23 protein-coding genes and 1 riboswitch are annotated in these 21,169 nt (G+C 29.3%); of the genes, 18 read left to right on the top strand and 5 right to left on the bottom strand.

Going from position 1 to position 21,169, the window contains the following annotated elements:
- Window positions 1–21: 21 nt before the first annotated feature.
- Both DP68_RS15760 and DP68_RS15755 read right to left on the bottom strand, forming a co-directional pair.
- Complete coding sequence (locus tag DP68_RS15760; protein ID WP_035311232.1) at window positions 22–390, bottom strand: NifB/NifX family molybdenum-iron cluster-binding protein; 369 nt, start codon at window positions 388–390, stop codon at window positions 22–24.
- A 14-nt stretch (window positions 391–404) separates the two neighbouring features.
- Entirely contained in the window at window positions 405–770 is a 366-nt protein-coding gene (locus tag DP68_RS15755; protein WP_035311230.1) for a metalloregulator ArsR/SmtB family transcription factor, read from the bottom strand.
- A 194-nt stretch (window positions 771–964) separates the two neighbouring features.
- Here DP68_RS15755 and DP68_RS15750 point away from each other — a divergent pair, with 194 nt between their 5' ends.
- The 6 genes from DP68_RS15750 to DP68_RS15730 all read left to right on the top strand — a co-directional run bounded on the left by DP68_RS15750 (window position 965) and on the right by DP68_RS15730 (window position 6,790).
- Entirely contained in the window at window positions 965–1,498 is a 534-nt protein-coding gene (locus DP68_RS15750) for a sigma-70 family RNA polymerase sigma factor (protein WP_291549751.1), read from the top strand.
- Window positions 1,495–2,799, top strand: coding sequence for a DUF4179 domain-containing protein (locus DP68_RS15745; protein ID WP_035311225.1), 1,305 nt, complete (start codon window positions 1,495–1,497; stop codon window positions 2,797–2,799). Before DP68_RS15750 ends, DP68_RS15745 begins: the two co-directional genes overlap by 4 nt.
- 307 nt (window positions 2,800–3,106) lie before the next feature.
- Window positions 3,107–3,544 carry a MarR family transcriptional regulator gene (locus DP68_RS15740; RefSeq protein ID WP_035311224.1) on the top strand — a complete coding sequence of 146 codons (438 nt, stop codon included), beginning with the start codon at window positions 3,107–3,109 and terminating at the stop codon, window positions 3,542–3,544.
- 101 nt (window positions 3,545–3,645) lie between these two features.
- A complete protein-coding gene (locus DP68_RS15735; protein ID WP_035311222.1) occupies window positions 3,646–4,992 on the top strand; it encodes an MATE family efflux transporter in 1,347 nt (448 codons plus the stop codon).
- 59 nt (window positions 4,993–5,051) lie between these two features.
- Window positions 5,052–5,189, top strand: a complete 138-nt coding sequence (locus tag DP68_RS19770; RefSeq protein WP_291549745.1) for a hypothetical protein — start codon at window positions 5,052–5,054, stop codon at window positions 5,187–5,189.
- Between the two features lie 206 nt (window positions 5,190–5,395).
- A complete protein-coding gene (locus tag DP68_RS15730) occupies window positions 5,396–6,790 on the top strand; it encodes a peptidoglycan binding domain-containing protein (RefSeq protein WP_035311220.1) in 1,395 nt (464 codons plus the stop codon).
- Between the two features lie 99 nt (window positions 6,791–6,889).
- Here the strand turns inward: DP68_RS15730 and DP68_RS15725 are convergent, their stop codons facing one another.
- Window positions 6,890–7,477, bottom strand: a complete 588-nt coding sequence (locus tag DP68_RS15725; protein ID WP_081957273.1) for a cupin domain-containing protein — start codon at window positions 7,475–7,477, stop codon at window positions 6,890–6,892.
- Window positions 7,478–7,824: 347 nt separating this feature from the next.
- On the opposite strand from DP68_RS15725, the gene DP68_RS15720 reads away from it, so the two are divergent.
- The 8 genes from DP68_RS15720 (at window position 7,825) to DP68_RS15685 (ending at window position 16,730) form a co-directional block, all read left to right on the top strand.
- Entirely contained in the window at window positions 7,825–8,463 is a 639-nt protein-coding gene (locus DP68_RS15720; RefSeq protein ID WP_052085849.1) for a DUF975 family protein, read from the top strand.
- A 112-nt stretch (window positions 8,464–8,575) separates the two neighbouring features.
- The gene (locus DP68_RS15715; RefSeq protein WP_052085848.1) at window positions 8,576–11,233 is read left to right on the top strand and encodes an ATP-dependent helicase; all 2,658 of its coding nucleotides are present in this window, start codon (window positions 8,576–8,578) and stop codon (window positions 11,231–11,233) included.
- 30 nt (window positions 11,234–11,263) lie between these two features.
- A complete protein-coding gene (locus DP68_RS15710) occupies window positions 11,264–11,977 on the top strand; it encodes a PD-(D/E)XK nuclease family protein (protein WP_052085847.1) in 714 nt (237 codons plus the stop codon).
- 253 nt (window positions 11,978–12,230) lie between these two features.
- On the top strand, window positions 12,231–12,605 hold the full coding sequence (locus DP68_RS15705; RefSeq protein ID WP_035311216.1) for a PH domain-containing protein: 375 nt from the start codon (window positions 12,231–12,233) through the stop codon (window positions 12,603–12,605).
- A 7-nt stretch (window positions 12,606–12,612) separates the two neighbouring features.
- Complete coding sequence (locus DP68_RS15700; protein WP_035311245.1) at window positions 12,613–13,137, top strand: DUF5662 family protein; 525 nt, start codon at window positions 12,613–12,615, stop codon at window positions 13,135–13,137.
- Between the two features lie 143 nt (window positions 13,138–13,280).
- Window positions 13,281–13,380: riboswitch (purine riboswitch) on the top strand.
- A gap of 61 nt (window positions 13,381–13,441) precedes the next feature.
- The gene (gene add, locus DP68_RS15695; protein ID WP_035311215.1) at window positions 13,442–14,434 is read left to right on the top strand and encodes an adenosine deaminase; all 993 of its coding nucleotides are present in this window, start codon (window positions 13,442–13,444) and stop codon (window positions 14,432–14,434) included.
- 266 nt (window positions 14,435–14,700) lie between these two features.
- A complete protein-coding gene (locus DP68_RS15690) occupies window positions 14,701–15,438 on the top strand; it encodes a LytTR family DNA-binding domain-containing protein (protein ID WP_035311213.1) in 738 nt (245 codons plus the stop codon).
- Between the two features lie 44 nt (window positions 15,439–15,482).
- Window positions 15,483–16,730: an ATP-binding protein gene (locus tag DP68_RS15685; RefSeq protein ID WP_035311212.1), complete on the top strand. Its 1,248-nt coding sequence runs from the start codon at window positions 15,483–15,485 to the stop codon at window positions 16,728–16,730.
- On the opposite strand, the gene DP68_RS19340 is transcribed toward DP68_RS15685, so the two are convergent.
- Window positions 16,722–16,853, bottom strand: coding sequence for an AgrD family cyclic lactone autoinducer peptide (locus DP68_RS19340; protein ID WP_081957269.1), 132 nt, complete (start codon window positions 16,851–16,853; stop codon window positions 16,722–16,724). The genes DP68_RS15685 and DP68_RS19340 overlap by 9 nt on opposite strands.
- A 4-nt stretch (window positions 16,854–16,857) precedes the next feature.
- Window positions 16,858–17,421: an accessory gene regulator B family protein gene (locus DP68_RS15680; protein WP_035311210.1), complete on the bottom strand. Its 564-nt coding sequence runs from the start codon at window positions 17,419–17,421 to the stop codon at window positions 16,858–16,860.
- Window positions 17,422–17,768: 347 nt separating this feature from the next.
- Between DP68_RS15680 and DP68_RS15675 the strand changes: the two genes are divergently transcribed.
- From DP68_RS15675 to DP68_RS15650, 4 genes are all read left to right on the top strand, one after another.
- Window positions 17,769–18,503: a hypothetical protein gene (locus DP68_RS15675; RefSeq protein ID WP_035311207.1), complete on the top strand. Its 735-nt coding sequence runs from the start codon at window positions 17,769–17,771 to the stop codon at window positions 18,501–18,503.
- A gap of 625 nt (window positions 18,504–19,128) precedes the next feature.
- Window positions 19,129–19,608, top strand: coding sequence for a hypothetical protein (locus tag DP68_RS15665; protein ID WP_035311204.1), 480 nt, complete (start codon window positions 19,129–19,131; stop codon window positions 19,606–19,608).
- Between the two features lie 677 nt (window positions 19,609–20,285).
- Entirely contained in the window at window positions 20,286–20,777 is a 492-nt protein-coding gene (locus tag DP68_RS15655) for a hypothetical protein (protein ID WP_035311200.1), read from the top strand.
- Window positions 20,778–20,872: 95 nt separating this feature from the next.
- The gene (locus DP68_RS15650; protein WP_035311198.1) at window positions 20,873–21,139 is read left to right on the top strand and encodes a hypothetical protein; all 267 of its coding nucleotides are present in this window, start codon (window positions 20,873–20,875) and stop codon (window positions 21,137–21,139) included.
- Window positions 21,140–21,169 lie beyond the last annotated feature (30 nt).

Here is a 21,169-nt window from a genome sequence, read left to right as displayed (position 1 = left end):
ATGTCTTTTCTAAAATTATAATTAATGATGACAGTCGTGATGATTACAACTATTGTTTACGGAAAACTCTCCTAATTTATTACTCTTTAATAGCTCAATGTTCTTTAAAACAGTTTCACTCATAACTTTATAAGCTTTTATTCCTTGATTATTTAGTTTCATCAATGCCCCTGCACCAATTCCGCCAACTAAGATAGCATCAACTTTTTCTCCTCCAAGTGCCTTTAGAGGTTGACACATTCCGTGAGAATGGTTTAAGTCTCCATTTTGAATTACCTTAATTTCCTCATTTTCTAAATCATAGATTAAGAAAGATGGAGCAGTACCAAAGTGATTAAATGCAATACTCTCAAGTCCCTTATTTTCTTCAATAGGAATACATACTTTCATATTAATTTCTCCTTTTAATCTTTATTTTTTTGACAACATCTATTTTTATCTGATTTACATGTTGCTCTACATTCATTGGGTATATTTACACCTAGCTTACAACCTTCTATGGTATGATCATCATTTATATTTTCAATAAACTCTACTAATTTTAAAAGTACAGGCTCTTGTATATTGTAATGAACATAATAACCAACTTTAACCCCAACAATAATACCTGCATCTTTTAAAACTTTAATATGCTGTGATACTGCTGCTTCGGAAATATTTAAATGTTTTGAAAGTCCTTTAGCACATATTCTTCTTTTAGAAAGTATAATTAATATTTTCAGTCTAGTTTCATCTCCAAGAGCTTTAAATATCTGTACCGTGTGTTCCATCATTTACTCCTTCGTTTGGTTAAGTGTTTGCTTAACTAAATGATATTATACTTATTTAAAAGTGTCAAGTGAAAAGTTTCATTTTTTCTGGGGTCAGACCCTTGGGAGAAATTGTAAGCATTATTTTAAATAATTTTAATTAAAATGAACCTTTTACAAGGTATAATACTCGTATATATGAAAGAGGTGAGAAAGTGGAAACTATTAAGCTTATCAAAAAGGCAAAGCAGGGAGATAAGGATGCACTTATCAAACTTATAATGGATAAAAGAGAAGAATATTACAAGCTTGCTTATGTATATATGAAAAATAAAGAAGATGCATTAGATGCTATGGAAGATATGATTGTAATTTTATATAAAAATATTCACAAGTTAAAAAAAGAAGAAGCTTTTTATAGCTGGAGTAAAACTATTTTAGTGAATTGCTGTAAAAATTCCTTGAAAAAAGCCAGCAAGATAATTTATCTAGAGGATATGAAAGAAGAAGTCCAATATGATAACGCACATAACAATGCTGTAGAGAATAAAGAGCAGCAGATAATTATAGAGGAGCATATGTCAAAGTTAAAAGAAAAACATCAAGAGGTCATAAGGCTTAGGTATTTTTTAGACTTAGACTATAATACCATTGCAAATATATTAAAGATTCCTATTGGGACAGTAAAATCGCGTATATCCATTGGACTTAAAAAACTAAAAGAAAGTTTAGGAGGTGAAGAGGTTTGAATAAGATAGAAGAAATACTTAAAGGTAAAAAGCTTCAAATAGAAGGGCTGGAAGTACCTAATGAATTAGAAGAAAGACTAAGAGGAACTTTAGATAAAGTAGAGATAAAAAGGAAAAATAAATCTAAGCTTATAGTAAAAATAGCCTCTTTAATTATTGCAGTTTTACTAATAGGCTACAATGGTGACACCCTAGCATTTTACGGTAAAAAGCTAATAGGTTTTGATGAAGTTATGACCGATACTCTAAAAGATCTTAATGACATGGGAAAGGGACAGATAATAGATAAAAGCTATACTTTCAAAAATGGAGTTAAGGTTACTCTAGATGGAATAATGCTAGATGATAATCAGCTTTTAATGTTTTATACCATAAAAGATCCAAAAGGAAATGTAGATAAGATAGATATAGAGCATAATCCATATATAAAGGGACTTGTAGGAACCTATCATATGGGCAACGGAGAAGGCAGACGAAATGAAGAAAACACTGAGATAAGGTGGAAGGCACAGTATGATACGCCTTATTTCTTTGAAAAAACCTTGGACTGGAGGTTTACATTAGCAGAGGGAAATGAAAGAGAAAATGGAGAAATTAAATTTGTCTTAGACAGAAACAAGGCTATGGGCAGCAGCTTAAAGAAAACTTTAAATAAAAGCATTAAAATAGATCAAGGAGAAATAGACTTTCACTCTATTGTAGCATCTCCAACCACAACTTATATAAATGGAGAAATTCAAAGCCTATTTGAACTTGCCAAAGATGAACTTTTAGGGGAAGGTTTTAGACCCGCAGAGCTAGATATAAGACTTATAGCCAATGGGGAAGAAGTACAGATGCAAAGTGCAGGTATGAGTACAGACATGAAGGGAATAACATTTAACAATAATTTTGATGCCTTACCAAAGGAACTTAAAACTCTGCAAATTAAGCTTGTAAGTTTTGGATCAAATAGCAGGGTAAATGAGAAAATGGAACTTTCTAAAGATCAAAAGGATAAGGTAGTTCAAATTTTAGGGCAAAATGTAAAGATAAATGATGTATATGACAAGGATGGGAAGACCTATGTTACAATTACCACAGAAGAGGATGTAGTACTGTCAGAAGTGTACATTATAATTGATGAAAAAAGAGTACAGCTTAAAGAAACATCTCAAGGTAATCGTGATAAGAAGACCGATGGAACTATTAGTTATACTAGAACATTATGCTTTGAAGGAAGCGGAGATAAATTAACATTAGAAGTAAAAGGTATTAAATATAATAAGATTTATAATAAAGCCATAGATATATATAAATAAGTGCCACCCCCATGGCAAGTGGCAAAATCATAAAGCATCTGCAAAACAGCAGGTGCTTTTTCTTATGTGTAGTTATTGTATTTATGAGACATGTTTTTGAAAAATAGGCTAAAAAATATGGTTTGTTGAATCATAACTTTATAAATATAGAGGAATATGTTCAGGAACTAGATAAAAAATATGATACAGTTGGGAAAGTAAGAAATTTAAAACCATTTATAAAAAATACTTATTGACAATTAGAATTATAATTATTAAACTATATATAGTTAGAATTATAATCAAAAAATTATAGGAGGGAATTATAATGACTAATTCTAGTAGTTCATTAGAAAATCCATATTCTCAGTTAATTAGGAGCATTGCACTAAAAATAAAATTTAGTGCTGACAAAAAAGTAAATAAGTTAGGATTAAATTCCCAACAGGGTCGTATGATAGGTTATATATATGAACATCAGGATAGCGGCATCATTCAAAAGGATTTGGCAGATGCTTTTCAGCGTACAGGAGCAAGTACTACAAGTATGCTTCAAGGATTAGAGAAAAAAGAATACATAGAACGAAGAATTCCTAAGGGCAATGAAAGACAGAAAAATATATATGTACTGCCTAAAGGTGTAGCTTTGATAGAAGATTTTAACAAATCATTTGCCGAAGTTGAAAAAAGTATTACTGCTAATCTGACTGAAGAAGAAAAAGATACTTTATTAGCTTTATTAATAAAAGTAAATAACAGCCTATAATTTTTTTATATAATATAGTGGCATATAATAAGCTATACTCATATAGTTAGAATTATAATTGTATCAAGTCTAATATTAGTCTTTTTAAGGGAGGATAAAATATGGAACAAACATTAACAAACGAATATTATTTAGAAAGTGCTCCAATTACAAAGGCAATTGCTCATCTATCTATTCCTATGATGATTGGTATGTCTGTAGGTACAATATATAATGTTATTAATGCGTTTTTTATTGGACTACTACACAATACTGAAATGTTAACTGCTGTTACTTTAGGCTTACCAATTTTTACTATACTAATGGCTTTTGGAAATATGTTAGGAGCTGGAGGCGGGACATTTATAACACGCCTTATTGCAAAGCAGGAGATAGAAAATGCTAAAAAGATAGCAGGATACACTTTTTATAGTAGTATTATAGCAGGAATTTTAATTGCTATAATTGCTCTATTCACACTCACTCCTATTGTTAAAATTATGGGGGCAGATACTTCTACTATTATTGGTTTTACAAAACGCTATTCCTTAACCATGTTTCTTGGTGGATTTTCAATTGTACTTAACTTTGCTTTGGAGCAAGTTGTGCGAGCTGAAGGAGCGTCAAGGGAATCCATGTATGGAATGTTTATCAGTACAGTTTTAAGCCTTTTCTTTGACATTCTGTTTATATTAGTGCTGAAATTTAATGTTGTAGGGGTAGCACTGTCAATGATTTTGGCTAATATAGGTTCATGTATCTACTATGTTTATTATTTAGAAACAAAAAGTGAACATTTAAAAGGATTTATTAGGTATTTTAGTATATCTCTAAAAGATAAAATGGAGATTTATAAAATTGGAGTTTCTGAATTGATACTAACCATTTTTCTTATTATTACAACTCTTCTTTTGAATAATTTTTCAATTGGATATGGGGATAGTGTAGTAGCTGGTTTTGGTATAGCCTTAAGAATTGTGCAGATACCAGAATTTCTTTCAATGGGTTTGTCATTAGGTATTATCCCATTAATAGCATATAATTTTTCTAACAAAAATATCAAAAGGCTGCAAGAGGGTATCAAACAATCAGCCTTATGGATTTTGGCACTGTCAGGTGTCTTTATTACTTTAGTTTATCTTTTCAGAAATACGATAATACGTCTGTTCTCTAATGATCCCTCGGTGTTGAGTATTGGAGTATATATTATGCTAGCTATGCTTATTTCTGCACTGTTTAACGGATTTACCACATTATTCACAGGAATTTTTCAAGCCTCAGGTCAAGGGATACCCTCTATCATTATGTCAGTTACACAAGGTATTCTTTTTATCCCTGTTATAATTATATTGCATAACTTCTTTGGATTGCATGGTATTATATGGTCCATGACTGTTACTGAAATCATTACTTGTATAATGGGAGCAGTACTGTATATTATATTCAATTATAAAATTACAAAGCTGTAATTAAAAACAAGTTAATATTTAAGAAAGAATGGAACTATTCATTTCATTTTGAAGAGAGAATGAATTATATTAGAGAAATGTTTAATCTGCCAGAAAACATTATCTCATACTCAATTATTCCAGTGGGATATCCGGAGGAAGAAAATAAATTTATAGATAGATATGATGATAACAAAGTTCATTATGAGAGATGGTAGACTAAAGGTCTTAATTGAAGAATAGTGCCACCCACATGGCAAGTGGCAAGTTGAAAAGGCATCTGCGAAACTGCAGGTGCCTTTTGAGTTGAAAGTTACTATTTTTTCCAAGGGTCTGGCCCCATTTTAAATTTAAGTTTTAAAATGGAAAATGTAAACATATTATAAATTAGTTATTATGTTTAAGTGGAGAGGTATAAATCCCTATGAAGAATATTAATATAAAGAAGCTTTTTAAAAGTAAGCGCACCGGAAATATTATGATTTTAATATTTTCAATCTTACTAGTGTATTCACTCATTTCATTATATTTTACGAAGCATTTCTTTTTTAATACAGTAATAAATGGAGTAGATGTATCGTTAAAATCACATAGTGATGCAGATGATATAATTAAAGGTTATGTCAAAGATTATAAGCTACAATTAATAGAGAGAAAGGATGAAATTGAAGAAATAAAAGGAAAAGATATAGGAATTAAGTACAATGAAAAAAATAGTATTTCTAAAGTTTATTATAATCAAAGCTCATTTAAATGGATAGTTTCAGTATTAAAGGATGAAAAATATTATTTAGATGATTTATTTGTTTTTAATAAAGATGATTTAGAAAATAAAATAAATGAATTAAATTGTTTAAATAAAGAGATTATAGAACCTCAAAATGTAAGCTTTAAATATTCAAAGAATTCCTATGAAGTCATTGAAGAGGTATATGGAAATAAGATAAATAAGGATAAATTAAAGGCTGATATAGAAATGAGTATATTAAAAGGGGAAACAAAATTAGATTTAAACGAAAATCTTTGTTACGAAAATCCAAAGTACACTTTAAAATCTGATAAAACCTTTGAAACTAAAAGTTTACTAGATAAGTATGTACAAAGCAAAATCACATATATATTTGGAGATGAAAATGAAATATTAGATGGGAATATAATAAGCCAGTGGCTTAGTGTTAATGAAAATTTAGAAGCAGTAATAAATGAAAACGCAGTTACGGAATATGTGTTGGGAATGAGTAAAAAATATGATACAGTTGGAGTAACAAGAAATTTCAAAACCTCTACAGGTAAAGTAGTAGAAGTTAAAGGTGGAATTTATGGGTGGAAAATCAATCCATATGCTGAAACAAAAGCTGTATTAGAAACTATAAAACTTGGTATAGCAGTTGAAAGAGAACCTATATATGGTCAAAAGGCTGTATCTAGAGATAAGAATGATATAGGCAGCACTTATGTAGAAATTAATATAACAAGACAGCATTTGTGGTTTTATAAAAATGGAAGACTTATAACTCAAGGCGCTGTAGTAACGGGAAATCCCAATAGAGGTAATTCCACTAAACTTGGAACCTATATGCTTAATTACAAGCAAAAGGGGTCAACTTTAAGAGGACAAAATTATGAAGCTGAAGTAACTTATTGGATGCCTTTTTACGGAAATATAGGAATACATGATGCAAGCTGGAGATATTCCTTTGGAGGACAGATATATAAGAGAAATGGAACCCATGGATGTGTAAATGCCCCATTATATTTAGCTAAAACAATTTTTGAAAATATAGAAGAAGGCACTCCTATTATTTGTTATGAAGAATAGGAGTGCCACCCACATGGCAAGTGGCAAGTTAAAAAAGCATCTGCAAAATCGCAGGTGCTTTTTATAATTACAATTTTCCCCAGGGGTCTGGCCCCATAATTAATAGCGGTGGTTCTCCTCTGCAGCCTCTGCATCTGCCTTAGTTTCATGAACGGTACCACGTGGATGCTGAGGTGGTGCATAAATAGAGTATAATTTAATTGGCTTATTTCCTGTATTTATTAGATTGTGCCATGTGCCGGCAGGTATAATGAAAGCGAAATCATCATAGACTCTTGCTTGAAAATTCAAATTATCCTTTCTACTACCCATTTTAACAATTCCTTGACCTTCTTCAATACGTATAAATTGATCAAGGTTAGGATGTATTTCCAGCCCTATTTCTCCCCCAACATCGATGCTCATTAATGTAAGTTGTAGATGAGTTCCTGTCCATAAAGCGGTACGGAAGTTATCATTTTGTTTAGTAGCTTCCTCAATGTTGACTACAAATGGTTTTGGCCCATAATCCTTTAACTTAATTGAATCATCATCTTCTGGTTCATTAGAAAGATCTGGATTGTAGATTGGTTGGCTATTGCAGTAAGGGCATTGGTTCATTTGATTACTATTTCTCATATTATAGGGATTATACCTTACTGCATTCATGTAATAAGGACAAGCACACATTTTACAAAAGTCACACATATTTAAAATTCCTTTCATAAGCTTTTAACATTTATATTATATGCACTATGTTTAGAAAATGTGCTTTTTTTATGGTGTAATCAGCCAAGTGACAGGTGAGAGATAGTCATCCAGTGTTTTGTCAGGAATAATCATCCCCAAAAATAAATAAGATATAAGGTGATTGTGAATAGAGGGATATATGAAGGGGAACTTATTTTCATCAGCAATTAGAAACGCTATAGTAGAACGCGTAGACGAATAAAGTAAATAAATTGTTAACAAGTTTCATTATTTAATGTATACTTAATAAGTCTGTTGTCAAATTATGAGCTAATTTGGCAAAATTATTTTTTAAGGGGGAAACTATGAAAATAAACAATGAACTAATTAAAGACAATGCTGACTTAAGAATGGATGCAAGAAATCAGCTCAGAGGTAGATGGGGCACAGCGGTATTATTATGCTTTATATTCTCCATTATAACTTCATTGTTGGCAATTCCTTATATAGGAGCAATACTAAACTTCTTATTATTAGGACCACTAGTACTTGGTCTTAGCTCATGTTTTTTGAAAATAGTTAGGAATGAAGTTTTAAAAATTGAAAACATGTTTGATGGATTCAAAAACTTTGGCTCTGGATTTTTATTACAACTATTAATGTCTTTATTTATATTTCTTTGGACATTACTTTTTATAATACCTGGAATAATTGCTATCTATAGATATTCAATGGCTTTTTATATATTAAGTGATAATCCTGAGATTGGTGCAATGGCTGCATTAGATAGAAGTAAAGAAATGATGAAAGGTTTTAAGTGGAAGTTATTTTGTATGTATCTTAGTTTTATAGGATGGGCTTTACTATGTGTACTTACAGCAGGCATTGGTTTATTATGGTTAATACCGTACATTAACACTTCTATTGCGAATTTTTATGAAAATCTAAAAGAGTCTATGAAACCAGACCTTGAAGCAGGAGAAATAAAGGCTTTAACTGAATAGGTATAATAAGCATCTGCAAAATTGCAGGTGCTTATTTTTGAAATTTTTTCCAAATATGTGGCCCCTTAATTAATATATATGGTAAAATAATACAAATGGCTTGGATAAGAGGGTGAATATCATTAATATTGAGGATTTATTTATAAAGACTGGGTTTAAACCTAATAGAGCCCAGGAAGAGGCTATAAAAAATATTGAGGGACCATTATATATAGTTGCAGGACCTGGTTCAGGTAAAACTAGAGTTTTGCTTTGGAGATGTGTAAATTTAATTGTATTTCATGAAATTAATCCAGAAGAAATATTTTTAAGTACATTTACAGAAAAGGCTGCCAAGCAGCTTAAAGCGGGCTTAATTTCACTACTGGCATTAGCTACAGCTGAAACAGGAAAGCATTACGATATTTCTGATATGTATGTAGGAACAGTACATTCTCTATGTCAAAGATTTATTTTAGATAAAAGGTTTAAAAATGCTTTAAAGAAAAAGTTACCTACTATAATGCAGGAAATAGATCAATACTTTTATATCAGCAGCAACAAGTTTTTAGGTGAAGCTATAACAACATTAGGATTACCTGAAACATATAAAGAAGATATAAGAGAGTATATGAACCTTAAATCTACTTCTAAAAATGAAATAGTGAATTGTTTAATGTCTGTGTTTAATAGATTTTCAGAAGAATGTATAGATGCAGATGAAATTATAAGTAATAAAAAATCTGATAAAACCCTTTCAATGCTGGGAAAGTTATATAAGTTTTATCTTGAGAGCCTATATATACAACCCAGGAAAACTACAGACTTATCTCTGCTTCAACAATATGGCTATGAGGTTTTATGTGTAAGTAGAAATAGCGGAAGTATATTTAAACACATCATTATAGATGAATATCAAGATACCAATAATATTCAGGAAAAAATATTCTTTAAGCTCTCAAAGAATTTTAAAAATATATGTGTTGTTGGAGACGATGATCAATCCCTTTATAGATTTAGAGGAGCTACCGTTGAAAACTTTGTTCAATTCCATACTAGATGTAAAACATACATTGGTGTTGAGCCTAAGAAGATAAAATTAAACATTAATTATAGGTCTAGAAAGAAGATAGTTGAGTATTACACAAGTTTTATAGAAAAAGAAAACTGGGAAAATGAATTTATTAAAGGGCGATATTACAGAAATGTGAACAAGAATATAAAGGCTAACAGCAGTGATGATGGAGCTGCTGTTGTAACCACTGTAGGGGACATGCCTCTTGGGGTATATAAGGAAATAGTTAAAAAAGTGAAAGAAATGATAGATAAAAAAATAGTTTCAGACCCATCAGATGTGGCAGTGTTATTTACCTATTTAAAAGGCAATGAAAATGCAGCAAAATTTAAGGCAGTCTTTGAACAGGCTGGTATAAAAGTTTATGCACCTCGCGCAGGGAGATTTTTGGATAATCCAGAACCAATTCATATGTTTGGATTAATGACTTATTTATTTGGAGTACCTGAGGTAGATGAGGAATTCAACAAAGGAAAGCAGAAGGAATTTAACGATTGGATACAAAAATGTTACTTTTCAGCAGAAGATATGATCGGTGAAGATTATAAGCTTAGAAACTTTATTGATGAAACAATTATTGAACTGGATGATTTAAAAAGGGATTATGTTGAGATATGTAAACATATGAGCAAACTGAATATTTCCTTTGATGAGCTAGTAGGCAAGAAAAGTTTTGCTGAATTTAAGTACGGGATAACAGGTAAATTATCAGAAGCAGGGAAAAGGGAAATAAATAAAAAATTCTTGGAGAAAATTATAGATAAAAAGCTTAATGAAGGGAGTAAATTAACCTATAGATGGTTAGTTAATAGGATAAATTCTTTGGATTGGAACTTAATGGACTTATTTTATAGGTTATGCGGTTTTCAGAGATTTAAAAAGATTTTTGATAATGCTGAAGAGGGAATTGATGAAGGTCCTATTTATAATTTATCTAATATAACTAAATATATTCAATTCTTTACTCAAAATAATAATTTTGGATTAATTACGGGACAAGCATTACAGGAAGAAGCTTTTATAAAAGTGTTTATAATGTCTTATCTAGGAGCACTGTATAAAAGAGAAGAAGGAGATTACGAAATTAAGGATGAACCCATACCAAAGGGAAGGGTATCATTTTTAACTATACATCAATCAAAGGGATTAGAATTTCCAGTGGTTATTTTAGGCGCAGTACCGCCGGTAAAAAATACTAAAAATAGATTGGAAACCATAGTAAGGCCTTATTTACATGGGGAGTATGAACCATTAGACAAAATATCTTCCTTTGATAAAATGAGATCATATTATGTTGCATTATCTAGAGCAGAAAACTTACTTGTAATACCAAACTTTAGAGGCAGGGGTCAAAACATGCATCCATATTTTAAGGAGGATATTTTAAGCATGGAATTGCCATTAATAGAAAGCTTAAATGTGAATTCAATACCTAAAGCTAAAAAGAAAAAGGATGAAGTTGTAAAAGTATATTCCTACACCTCTGATTATTTGGCCTATAATGAGTGCCCGCGAAAATATATGATTTATAAAAAATACAACTTTGTTCCTGCGAGAAATACCACAACTTTCTTTGGAAATTTGTTGAATAAGACTTTAGAAGATATTCATAAGCATTATATAGAATTAAGTCATAATGGAGAAGAAACTAAAGAAACTAGCGAGGTAACAGTGAAGGAAATTGACAATGAATTTTCTTTAGTCAATAGCGGCTAGGGACTATAAAGTAGGGGGGAAACTTATAGCATGAATATGGACAAGCTAAGGGAATTGTTTGAAGATAATTTTGAAGAGTTAAAATTTGAAACAGGGCATTCCATAAGTTCAAATATGAAAGAGTTTGCATGGCAGCAGGTTAAGTTATATTATGAAAAACTAGGGGAAGTAGCTAAGGAAATAACAGAAGCAGAGATTAAGATTACACTGCCAGAGCAAGTAACACCAAAGGGTAAAAAGTACACCATAGAAGGCACTATAAGCGTTGGGGAAAAAGAAGATAAAATAACTATGTATCAAATAAAATCCCATAGCTACGATGAGGTTGAGAAGAATAGAGAATTATACAGAGGGCAATTAAACTTGTATGCTCATATGTGGAAGAAGCTAAAGGGTACTGAAATAGACAATATGGCCATAATAGCAACTGCACCACCTACAGAGCTTAGAGAGGCAATAAATAAAGGTGATGAGAGCTTAGTAAAGGCATTAATAGATAGCTGGAATCCAGTAGTGAATTTAGATTTTGATGATACAGAAGGGGAGAAGCAAATAAAAAGCTTTGGTGAAACCGTTGATAAAATTCAGGAAAGACAATTTAAAGCACCACCATTAGCAAAATTAAAAGAGATAAAGCAAGGGCAAAAGGCACCTTTTGGAACAGCTGTATGTAGACATTGCGATGCAAGATATTCATGCAGGGCATATGAGAAAAGTGCCACCCACATGGCAAGTGGCAAGTGAGGGAGGAATCTGTAGAGTATTGCAGCCTCTTTTTTGTTGAAATATCGCTTTTAAACCTAAAACCTCTCCATTTTAAATGTTAAAACTTAAGTATTATAAATATAGCTCATAAATGATATAATTAAGGTGAGATTTAAGTTAAATTGCATAGTAAATGAATAAGTTCAATCTAAAGTCTTGGATTGGTTTAGCGCAGATTTAAATATGCTTTAATAGTTGTTATAAATAATAAAGAAAATATGGAGGATTTAAAATGGGATTATTTAGCGGAATGATGGGAAATGCATCTAAGTGTGATGCAGCAGATGTAGAGAAGGAATATGGACATTTATTAGCTGAAAATGAAAGCGTTGATAAAGCTTATAAACTTATAAGAGACATGATTATCTTTACAAACAGAAGATTGATATTCATCGATGTGCAAGGTGCTACTGGCAAGAAGGTGGAATACCATTCAATACCATATAGCAAAATAAATCATTTTAGTGTGGAAACAGCAGGACACTTTGATTTAGATGCAGAGCTAAAGATATGGGTATCAGGAATGGCACAGCCAATTGAGAAAAAGTTTAATAAAACATTAGACATATATGAAGTTCAAGCAGAGTTAGCAGAGCATGTTAGCTAAGTCAATTATAAATGGAATTAATCATTTTAAGACAATTACAGCCCACAAAATACTAGTAACGAAATATTGTTTTAAGGTTGGGCTGTATAAGCAAGGCCTTCTTCATGATTTATCAAAATACTCCTGGATAGAGTTTTCTGCAGGAGTAAAATACTATATGGGGAATATGAGCCCTAATGGTATACAAAAGATGAAAGAAGGATATTCTAGAGCATGGCTTCATCATAAGGGAAGAAACAAACATCATTTTGAGTATTGGCTTGACTATGGAATAAAAATTACTGATGGATTAGTTGGAATGAAGATTCCAGTGAGCTATGTAGTGGAAATGTTCATAGATAGGATGAGTGCTTCAAAGAATTATCAAAAGCAGCAGTATACAGATAGGGCAGCCCTTGAGTATTATAATAGAGGGAAGGATTATTGTATCATACATAAGGAATCTAGGGAGTTATTAGAACTTCTGCTAAATAAACTGGCGGATGAAGGGGAAGAGGCAACCTTAGCTTTTATTAAAAATGAGATTTTATAGTGCCACCCACATGGCAAGTGGCAAGTTGCAAGATTACAGTTAGCATATAATACCTTAACAAACTTATAAATGTAAAAAAGGGTGAGCATGCTTTTTTCCTTGACATCAAAAATAAAATTTAGTACAATTTCATAAACTTAATATTTTAAATAAAACTAAAGTTTCGTATAACCCCAATAATATGGTTTTGGGGTCTCTACTAGGAACCTATAATTCCTAATTACGAAGAAAATATATATTTTTTTGACATATATTTTCTTTGTGATTAGGAGTTTTTTTATAAATATATAATTAGGAGGATACTATGAGTTTTGAGAATTTGCCTAAAATTGAACTTCACTGTCATTTAGATGGAAGTCTTAGACCAGAAACAATAATTGATATAGCAAAAAAAGAGGGGATTGATATTCCTTCCTTTGATAGGGGCGAAATTAAAAGGCAGATTACTGCGCCACTAAAATGCACCTCTCTTAATGATTATTTAAAAGCATTTGCAATTCCCAATTTAGTAATGCAGTCAAAGGAAAGCTTAAGGAGAATTACCTTTGAAATTTTTGAAGATGCGGCAGCGGAAAACGTGAAATATATGGAGATAAGATTTGCTCCTGTGCTTCATATGTTAAAGGGATTAGAAATAGAAGAAATAATACAAAGTGTTATAGATGGGATTAGAGATGCAGAACAGAAATATGATATAAAAGGGAATGTAATACTATGCTGCATGAGACATATGTCTACAGATAAAGCTTTTGAAGTGGTTGAAAAAGGTAAGGAGTTCCTAGGAAAAGGAGTCGTTGCAATAGATTTAGCTGGGGGAGAAGAAGAAGGATTCTGCAGAAAGTTTGTGGAACCAATAGCCTTAGCTAGAATATATGGATATAGAGTAACAATTCATGCAGGTGAAACTGGAATAGGTAAAAATGTACTAGAAGCAGTTGAACTTTTAGGAGCAGAAAGAATTGGGCATGGAGTATTTATAAAAGATTGCCCTGAAGCATATAGGATTGTCAAAGAAAAAAATATTGCCCTTGAGATATGCTTAGCAAGCAATGTGCAAACAAAAGCAGTTAATAGCTTTAGAGAGCACCCAATATATGATTTTTACAAGGATGGAATAAAAGTAACATTAAGCACAGATAACAGAACTGTATCAGATACAAATATGACCAAGGAATTTGAGATAGCATTTAAGGAATTTAATATTACTTATGAAGATTACAAACAAATTTACTATAACAGTATTGAAGCAAGTTTTGCTGATTTAGAAACAAAAGAAAGATTGAGGAAATTGATATAGTGCCACCCACATGGCAAGTGGCAAGTTGATACCTTGAGAAAGCATGGGTTTTATAGCCCGTGCTTATTTTTTTATTAACCTATGTAAGTTCATTGCATAAATTGCATAATATTGACACATATAACCATATTTTGTGGTAGAATCGAATGGTGAGTATAAAATATCTGCAAAATATTTAAAAGCTAGAGAGTTAGGGTAAAAACATGAAAATATTTAATTAACCCTATAGCTTTTTTTATAATTTACTATAGGAGGATAACTTACTAATGAAATCTATTCTTTTAGTTGAAGACGATATTAACCAGCGACGAAATCTTAAGAAGATGCTGCAAGAAATAGATTGTAATTTAAAGATTTATGAAGCCCAAGATAAATATGGGGCTTTAGAAATTTTAAATAATGAGAATATAGAATTGTTTTTCATAGATATTTCTTTAAAAAATTCTTCAGGATTGGATCTTGCATTGGAACTTAGAAAGATACCTAAATATGAGCTTAGTTGGATTGTTTTTTTAACTACTCATGTTCAATATATGTTTCAGGCTTTTAAGGAAATTCATTGTTATGATTATATTATAAAGCCTTATGAAAAGGATGAAGTAATTAAATTAACGAAAAAACTTATATCAGGTACATATATAAATAATATAGCTATAAATGAAAGAAAATATGTAGTTTTTGAAATCAACAAAGGAATTAGTACAAGATTATATATAGATGAGATTATCTTTATTGAGATGAGTCTTAGGACATGCATTGTACATACTAAACAAGGAAAATATGAAATAAAAAGATTAACTTTAAAAAAAGCATTAGAGTTAATTGACTCTGATGATATTATACAGTGCCATAAGTCCTTTGCAGTAAACATTAATCATATAAATGGAATTGAAAGTATATCAAGCAGATTGAGTAACATTCATTTTGATAATTATGATAAAACAGCTCTTTTGGGGTATATGTTTAAAAATATAGTTGAGGAAAGATTTAATTCAATTCAATAGTCATTATTAGGTTTGAATTAAAGTTAAAAGGAGGAATAGAATAAATGTATATAGCTAAAGAGTTTATTACTACAGCCATTGAGTTAAGCGCTTTTATGATATTGTGGAAAAAATTTAGATTAAAAGAAGAAAAAAATTTTTTAAAAGATATAATCATAATATTAATAAGCTCATTTGTAGTGGCTGTAACAAGTAATATGAAAGTTTATTATAATATGATTTTTAGTTTTTCAGCCTATGTTTGTTTAGTCTCATATTTTTATCGTAAAAAATTTACTGCTGCATTTTTAGAATTTTGTTTGTTTTTAACAGCAATAATGATATTACAATTAATTTCTATGTTTACTTTAAATATTCTAAGTTTAAATAAGTATTTAGAACCATTTTTATTCAATTTATGTGCAAATTTTATTGTGCTCATTATTGCGATAGTTATATATTATTTAGTTCCAGATAAAATTAATATTGCAAGAATAGATTCTAGAATTGTTTATTATTTTATAATTAATCTTGCTATATATATAGCAGCTTTTAAAATAATTTGGAATTATGATAAGAATATTATTTTACATAATATAGTGGTAATCATTTCAATACATGCAGGACTATTTGTTTTAAATTTAATTTTATATTATTACATAATAAAGATGAATGAAGAAAAGAAGGCTATGCTTATACAAAATACATATAATCCTATCATAAACAACATTATAGAAGAAGTTAAAAGTAAGCAGCATGATTTTAAAAATCACCTAAATACTATAAATGGATTAGTAGAGTTAACAGATGAAAAAGGGGTAAAGGCTTGTGTAAAAGACTATATAAAGTCATTAAATTATTCCACTAAAAGCATGGAAGATATTTTATATATTAATAATCCCATATTAGGGGCTATAATATACAACAAATTATGCAAAGCTGAAAATACTAATATTGATTTTTCATATTTTGTGGACAATAATTTAAAAGAATTAAATATGAATGATTATGAGCTTTCAGAAGTATTAAATAACCTTTTAGATAATGCCTTTGAAGCTGTTGATAACAATAATAGGGAGGTTATATTAAGGATAACAAATGAGGATGGTAAATATATTATAGAAATTAGAAATAAGGGAACAACGATAAAACCTGAAAATATTTCTAAAATATTTAAAAGAGGTTTTTCAACTAAAGAAGGTAAAAATCGAGGATATGGACTGCATAACGTAAAAAAAATAGTTGAACACATTGGAGGGGAAATTCAACTATTTTTTGAAGGTGATTATACAATTTTTAAAGTATTAATCTAATAAACTTTTAGGTACATCAGGTTCACCTATGTAACCCATAGAAGCTGTAGTAACTATAATTTTTGATAAAGATATTAAAAATAATCCAAGGGCTTGTACCATTAATTTCTTTTTAGTTTTCATTGATTTACTCCTTTCTCATTTGTATTAGCTGCATTACTTGCAATATTATTGTAATAAAGCCGCAGTTTAAATAACTTGTATCTCTTATATAAAATAATAAAATAGATACCCAGAATATTGTAAAGAAGGTGGATATAATCTTTAAAGTACACCTTCTTTTTTTATTTTTGATAGGTCTTTTCTTATTTGGATAAGGTGATTTTAATGCAACTATAAAAATGCTTAATAATCCAGCTATATAATAAATTGAAATATTGATTTTAGGTAAAATTGGAGCAATCAAACAAGTACCTAAAAAAAGCAATGTGGAGCATAATAAGCATTTAATTGTAGTATTACAATGATAGCCACCTGAAAAAATTCTAATAGAAAACAAAATCATAACTGAAAATAAAAAATAACTTACTCTTCCAAGTATCAAAAACAAAAGTAGCAATATAGCTGTTTTAAATAATTCATTAAAGATAGCTTGCAGAGAGTAATTTATTTTTTCTAAATCATCAGTATTTTTAATATCACTATTTTTCTCTATATAAGAAGTTATTTTATATGTAAGTTTATTTGTCATTTGTCATTCACCTATTAATATCATTATTTGAAAAATAACATAAATGTTAGCATATATCAATAGAAATGGCACGAAACGTCAAAAAATGAGCATAAAAAGAAATTTTATTCCGTTTATGTCCAAATTTTTACGTTTCGTGCCAAATGGATTAACATTTTTGCTTATATATGCTAATTTAATTATGTCATTAATATTGCTAAATTTAATTTTAAAAGCTAAAAAAGAAATTAACTAACTTATAAATATCAATTGAATTATAAAAGCAAGAAAATAAGTGCTTTTTATATAGTTTAAAGCATGTGGCCACATGTTAAAAAATAATAAAATGTAGAAAAGGGGAATTACAAATGAATAAAAAGTTAAAAGTTATGTCATCAGTATTATGTGGAGCATTAATTGTTTCTAATTTAGGGGTTACAAGTGTTTATGCTAAATATAACTCTGCAAATGTATTAGTTAACAATGGACAAGCCGTTACCTATAGCAAACAGCTTAGTTCATCAAACAATGATGACATATTTATTTTCAAAAATGGCAAATTTATTTATAATGAGAATTTAAATTCAGAAGGATTTTCAGACGAAAATATTCAAATGTTTAAAGATATTACTTTGGAATTAAATGACTTAATGCAAAAAAATTATTTTACAGTTAATCCAAAAACATTGGATATAAATTTTAATAAAAATATATTACAGAATGCTTATACACAAAATAGTATGTTTAGGAGAAGTTTACGTGGAATAAGTGATTGTAGTTATTATAAGAACAGCCCTGATTGGGAACTTGCCTGGTCATTCAGTAATTATGAAGTTAATCTAATAGCAGCGGCGTTTGGTAAAGTTGAGGGAAGCGGTGTATCTAAATTATCAAGTGCTTTAAAAAAGTTAGTTACAGATAATCTTTTAAAACCTATGCCAGCAAAAATTCTAGTAGGTGTAGCAACTGCATTATGTCTGATGGGCCTTACAAATTTCCTTGAAGCTAATAAAGGTAATGGTGTTGATGTATATCATTATAATAATCCTTACGATACAACTGAAGGAAATGCAATATATATGTTTGCGTGTCGTTGTAGATAAATAATACATTATGAGTATTAATATATTATTTATAATAAAACAATTGCTTATAGGATTTTTGTATTGGATATTTACATCAGTATTTTTTAACCTAGCAACTGATTCTAATAATATATTTTTTATTTTATTTTTATGTTCCTTATTTTTAGGTGCTTCTATTTTATTTCATAAAAAAAGAGATGCAAATGAAACTAAAAAGGAGATTATCATAGGGGACTGTATAATAGTGATAACTTTCATATTTCTAAGTTATATCTTTGGAAATGCTATGGATTACTTACTTTTCATTTTAAGAAAGTAAGAATAAATAGAAACATCTTGTATACTTTTCTCATCTTATACAGTGTAAAACATGTGGCCGCATGTTAAAAAATATAATATAAAGTGTTGGTAAATAAAAGCTAATCTAAATTTTTAGGTTAGCTTTTATTTGTTTTCTTAAACTACGAATCATGTACACAAGCGTAAACTTATTAATTTAATTCCGTTTATGCTCAAATTTTTACGTTTCGTGCCAAATGGATTAACATTTTTGCTTATATATGCTAATTTAGTTATGTACAAGGTTATAATTTAAATATAAAAGTAGTTGTTTTGAGAAATTTTAATTAGAGGGATGATCATTATGAAAAAAGATAAAGCATTAATGATTTGTTTGATTTCTGTAATATTGTTTAGTGTTTTCTTTATGATTATATTGATTTATTATAATGATATTATAATTGTAACAAATAAATTTTTTAAGAGTACAACAAAAGAATATTGGGATTGGTACTCAATTGTTAGACTTTCTGTAAAATATGAATCAATTGTATTAAAGATAACTTATTTGGTAAAGACAATGTTTTCATTAATTTTTATACTAGAGTTGTTTTATATAATATCTAATGATAAATATATAAAAGTAATAGGAAAAAGGAAAGTAGTAATAAGTTCAATTATTGGTTTTACTATTTATTGTTCAAGTTTTATTTTTATAAAATACAAAGCTGAGCATTATAGGTTATTTATGTCTCTTATTTCAACAGAATTACTTTCTCTAGTAGTGTTGAACTTGGTTTTAACATTTAAAAAAGAAAATAAACATTCAGCAGAGATGAATTGAGGTAAACATATGAAATCGCTTAAAGCAATTAAATTTGCAACTAAACATACTATTACGTTTTTTTTATCAATTTATATATCTTATGTTGTGGGTAAAAGAGTAGATAAGTTCTTAGGAAAATACAATTTACCAAAACCTATTCATAATATTTTATTTATTATCTTTGGTATAATTTATACGATTTTAATAGCTTATATATTAAAACCCATATAGTTCTAAATATTTTAGAGTCCATTAGAATTCTTATATATTATATCTAATAAGAAGTATCTTCATTTTAACTCCTTACAGTGTAAAGCATGTGATCACATGTTAAAAAATATAATATAATCTAAAACGCTAATAATTAAAATGAAAAAGAATAAATCAAAGGAAGGAAGTGTTAGAAAGGAAAGTAGGGTATTAAGGTTTTTATTAATGGGATAAACTAAAATAATATAAAATGCGGTAAATAAAAGCTAATCTAAGTTTAGATTAGCTTTTATTTATAGGCAAATTATGAACCATACACTAGCCCAAAACTTATTAAATTATTCCGTTTATGCTCAAATTTTTACGTTTCGTGCCAAATGGATTAACATTTTCATTTGTATATGTTAATTTAATCATGTCAGCAATAGTATTCACAAGGAGTGAGTAATGGTTGTGAGAAAATATTTTATTTGAGGGGAATTAATATGTCAAAGAAATTAATAATGGTTATTTTTAGCTTACTTATTCTTGTATTCTTTGTAGGATGTAATAATGCAGAGATTGAAGTTAAGTCAAAAGGTGGATTGAAAATTTATAACTGGAGTTCAGCATTAGGGAGTGTTAATCAAAATAATTTGTATAAGACAAAGTATTCTTATTCTATTAATTTAATTAATGAAGATGAAAAAACTATTTTTATAAAATCTGTACAACCGTCAGTTAACGAGATAATAAAGAATAAAATAATGAGCAAAGAAATGATTGTCGACGTAAATAAAAATTTAAGACCTAATGAAATAATTAAAATTAATGGAGAAATAATTATTGATACCAAAGGGTTGGGGAAATCAGATATAGTAGCACTTGGCCCACTTATTACAAATATAGATGTTTCAACAGAGGAAGCTGTAAGTCTAAAAGAACGGATCTTAATCAAACTACTATTAAGGGGTTCTCATCCTGGGAATCAATGGTAGAATAGGATGTGAAGAAATAACAAGGGAGATAGACTATGAATAACAAAATTCAATACATACGAAAATAAATTAGTTTATATTGGAGGAATTGATTAATGAATAATGAAAAATTCATTCGGAGGTGGGAGAAAACTAGACAAAAGGGTGATGGGAGATATGTATTAACTAATGGAATAGCCATGGGTATAGGCATGTGTACAGGTGCTATAATTAATAGATTAATAATCCATAAAAACTCATTTGATTTCTATAGGTATTTTGAATATTTTATAGCAGGTTTTATAGGTGGAATAATTTCAGCAATTATAAGCTGGTCCAAAAATGAAAAAAGATATAATGAGTTAATAAATAGAAATTTGTAGGAGTGATTAAAAATGATTGAAATCAAAAGG

Origin of the sequence: Clostridium sp. HMP27 (assembly GCF_000765165.1) — a bacterium.
In the GTDB taxonomy this organism is placed as follows: domain Bacteria; phylum Bacillota; class Clostridia; order Clostridiales; family Clostridiaceae; genus Clostridium_AK.
The sequence above is the reverse complement of the archived record's forward strand: the minus strand, read 5'-3'. Positions and strand labels throughout refer to the sequence as shown.

Excerpts from the sequence above, each read along its gene's own strand:
- DP68_RS15760 (WP_035311232.1), bottom strand. The coding sequence starts at position 390 with ATGAAAGTATGTATTCCTATTGAAGAAAATAAGGGACTTGAGAGTATT.
- DP68_RS15755 (WP_035311230.1), bottom strand. The coding sequence starts at position 770 with ATGGAACACACGGTACAGATATTTAAAGCTCTTGGAGATGAAACTAGA.
- DP68_RS15740 (WP_035311224.1), top strand. The coding sequence starts at position 3,107 with ATGACTAATTCTAGTAGTTCATTAGAAAATCCATATTCTCAGTTAATT.
- DP68_RS15735 (WP_035311222.1), top strand. The coding sequence starts at position 3,646 with ATGGAACAAACATTAACAAACGAATATTATTTAGAAAGTGCTCCAATT.
- DP68_RS19770 (WP_291549745.1), top strand. The coding sequence starts at position 5,052 with ATGAATTATATTAGAGAAATGTTTAATCTGCCAGAAAACATTATCTCA.
- DP68_RS15730 (WP_035311220.1), top strand. The coding sequence starts at position 5,396 with ATGAAGAATATTAATATAAAGAAGCTTTTTAAAAGTAAGCGCACCGGA.
- DP68_RS15725 (WP_081957273.1), bottom strand. The coding sequence starts at position 7,477 with ATGTGTGACTTTTGTAAAATGTGTGCTTGTCCTTATTACATGAATGCA.
- DP68_RS15720 (WP_052085849.1), top strand. The coding sequence starts at position 7,825 with ATGAAAATAAACAATGAACTAATTAAAGACAATGCTGACTTAAGAATG.
- DP68_RS15710 (WP_052085847.1), top strand. The coding sequence starts at position 11,264 with ATGAATATGGACAAGCTAAGGGAATTGTTTGAAGATAATTTTGAAGAG.
- DP68_RS15705 (WP_035311216.1), top strand. The coding sequence starts at position 12,231 with ATGGGATTATTTAGCGGAATGATGGGAAATGCATCTAAGTGTGATGCA.
- add (WP_035311215.1), top strand. The coding sequence starts at position 13,442 with ATGAGTTTTGAGAATTTGCCTAAAATTGAACTTCACTGTCATTTAGAT.
- DP68_RS15690 (WP_035311213.1), top strand. The coding sequence starts at position 14,701 with ATGAAATCTATTCTTTTAGTTGAAGACGATATTAACCAGCGACGAAAT.
- DP68_RS15685 (WP_035311212.1), top strand. The coding sequence starts at position 15,483 with ATGTATATAGCTAAAGAGTTTATTACTACAGCCATTGAGTTAAGCGCT.
- DP68_RS19340 (WP_081957269.1), bottom strand. The coding sequence starts at position 16,853 with ATGAAAACTAAAAAGAAATTAATGGTACAAGCCCTTGGATTATTTTTA.
- DP68_RS15680 (WP_035311210.1), bottom strand. The coding sequence starts at position 17,421 with ATGACAAATAAACTTACATATAAAATAACTTCTTATATAGAGAAAAAT.
- DP68_RS15675 (WP_035311207.1), top strand. The coding sequence starts at position 17,769 with ATGAATAAAAAGTTAAAAGTTATGTCATCAGTATTATGTGGAGCATTA.
- DP68_RS15665 (WP_035311204.1), top strand. The coding sequence starts at position 19,129 with ATGAAAAAAGATAAAGCATTAATGATTTGTTTGATTTCTGTAATATTG.
- DP68_RS15655 (WP_035311200.1), top strand. The coding sequence starts at position 20,286 with ATGTCAAAGAAATTAATAATGGTTATTTTTAGCTTACTTATTCTTGTA.
- DP68_RS15650 (WP_035311198.1), top strand. The coding sequence starts at position 20,873 with ATGAATAATGAAAAATTCATTCGGAGGTGGGAGAAAACTAGACAAAAG.